Raw genomic sequence first — 2,310 nt, 5'->3', positions numbered from 1 at the left:
ACGCGGATGGACGGCAGCAAGCAAACTCTGCATACGAAGAACGCAACGGTTGAAGTGGTGGAGCCGACGGTGCGCGAGAATCTGCTGGGATGGCTCGTAAATCCGAACATTGCACTACTGCTGCTGGTGGGCGGAGCACTGCTGGTCTACCTTGAATTCAATACGCCGGGGACGATTGTGCCAGGAGCGCTGGGCACGTTGATGGTTTTGCTGGGCGTCTTCGCGTTGGATCTGTTGCCCATTCGATTCACTGCGGTGCTGCTTCTGATTGCGGCGTTTGCTCTCATGCTGCTTGAAGCGAAATTCGGCGGCCACGGCGTCCTCGCCATCGCCGGCATTTTGTGCCTGATTTTTGGAACGCTGACGCTTGTCGCTGCGCCCATCCCCGAGTTGCGGATTCGGCCCTGGGTGGCGATCGGGGTGGGTCTGGGATTCGGCAGCATCACGGTACTGCTGGTGCGGCTTGCGTGGCGAGCGCGGCGTATGAAAGCACGATTGGGTGTTGACGCGCTGGTAGGCAGCCCGGCCTCGGCCATGGAGGCCCTGGCACCCGAAGGCCACGTGCTGGTTGAAGGCGAAATCTGGAATGCGGTAGCAAGCGAACCGGTGCCCGCGGGTACGCGACTACGCGTTGTGGGACATGACCAATATCTGCTGAGGGTCGCACCGCTCGAGCAGCCTACACGGCCGCAGACTGCTGCATAACGGTTGCGGGAGTACAATCCGTGCTGAATGGGGGAAGCACAATGCCCGACGTTTCTGTTCCAGTTTTAATTGCAGTTGCCATCGTAGCTTTGTATCTCATTAATTCCATCAAAATCCTGCGTGACTACGAACGAGCCGTAATTTTTCGCCTGGGACGCGCGCTTCCTGTTCCCAAGGGTCCCGGAATCATCCTGGTTTTCCGGCCATTCGATCAGATAGTGCGGATTTCGTTGCGGCAGGAAGTGCTGGAGGTGCCTGCACAGGACGTGATCACGCGCGACAATGTGACCCTGAAGGTAAATGCGGTGGTCACGCTGTACGTGGTCGATCCAAATGCCGCGGCCATCAAGGTAGCCAACTACGTTTACCAGACTTCGCAGTTCGCGCAGACTACGTTGCGCTCGGTATTGGGCGAAGTGGAATTGGATGAATTGCTGAGTCATCGCGACAAGCTGAATCTGAAGATCCAGACGATCATCGATCAGCGCACTGAGCCTTTCGGCGTGAAGGTGATCTCAGTGGAAGTGAAGCAAGTAGATTTGCCGGAGCAGATGCTGCGCGCCATGGCCAAGCAGGCCGAAGCAGAGCGCGAGAAGCGGTCGAAGATCATTCACGCTGAAGGCGAGTTCAATGCAGCGCAAAAGCTTGTCGACGCAGCCACTTTGATGGCTACGCAGCCTATGACGCTTCAATTGCGCTATCTGCAGACACTTACTGAAATTGGAGTTGAAAAGAACACGACGATCGTGTTTCCGCTGCCGATGGAGTTGCTTTCGATATTGAACAAACTGACGATTTCGGTACCGCCGGTCGAGAAGCCCACAGGCGGGGGCGTATCGGCTAGCGCTCGAGGAGTGGATCCTGAACTTTCCTGAGCCCAAGGGCAAAGCATGATTCGCGACTTTAGCAAAGAAGAACTCGAACCCGCCGATAGCGAACGCGACACCGAATTCACGCTCGGGGGTGGCACTCTTTTCGCTCTTGGCGGCGGGCTTCTTTTTCTCTGCGTGGTCTGTTTTGGCTTTGGATATCGGGTTGGTCACCGCAGTTCGTCGGATTCAGCGACCGCGGTGTCGCCGGCGTCGAATTCGAAAACAGCATCAAGACCGGTCGGGTCAGGGTCCAAGCCCGGTGCCGCAGGGCAGGCGGAGATTCGTCCCCTGACGCAGACAGCTTCTGGTGTTCCGGCTGTGTCATCGGGCAACTCAACGTCGTCCACACCAGTGTTATCCGCCGCGGCCCGCGAAGACGCTGGCTCAACCGAGGCCCATGTGAAGACTGCGCTCGATCCGTCGGTGCATCCGGCTCTCGGCGGAGAAGCCGGGGGCGCACAGCCCACTTCCACCCTCCATGTGCAGCCGGCGATGACGCAGGTGGAGGGCTGGATGGTCCAGATTGCAGCGGTTTCGCATTCTGAGGATGCGGAGGTTCTGGTAAATGCGCTCCGCAAGCGCGGCTATACAGTCACGGCGCGTCGCGATGTTGGTGACAGTCTCATCCACGTGCAGACCGGACCGTTCGTGAATCGCAATGATGCGAATGCAATGCGGCAAAAGCTTCTGAGCGACGGCTACAACGCTATTGTGCAGTAACGGAACTCTCGTT

General features: G+C 58.0%; 3 protein-coding genes. All 3 read left to right on the top strand.

Going from position 1 to position 2,310, the window contains the following annotated elements:
• Nucleotides 1-705, top strand: a 705-nt coding sequence (locus WA354_RS12870) for an NfeD family protein (RefSeq protein ID WP_472813413.1), incomplete at its 5' end; no start/stop codon positions are given.
• Between the two features lie 41 nt (nucleotides 706-746).
• Complete coding sequence (locus tag WA354_RS12865; RefSeq protein WP_472813412.1) at nucleotides 747-1,580, top strand: slipin family protein; 834 nt, start codon at nucleotides 747-749, stop codon at nucleotides 1,578-1,580.
• Nucleotides 1,581-1,595: 15 nt separating this feature from the next.
• Nucleotides 1,596-2,297 carry an SPOR domain-containing protein gene (locus tag WA354_RS12860; RefSeq protein ID WP_472813411.1) on the top strand — a complete coding sequence of 234 codons (702 nt, stop codon included), beginning with the start codon at nucleotides 1,596-1,598 and terminating at the stop codon, nucleotides 2,295-2,297.
• Nucleotides 2,298-2,310 lie beyond the last annotated feature (13 nt).

The organism is Occallatibacter sp. (assembly GCF_049802275.1).
Lineage (GTDB): Bacteria > Acidobacteriota > Terriglobia > Terriglobales > Acidobacteriaceae > Telmatobacter.
This window is presented reverse-complemented; position numbering and strand designations above follow the sequence as displayed.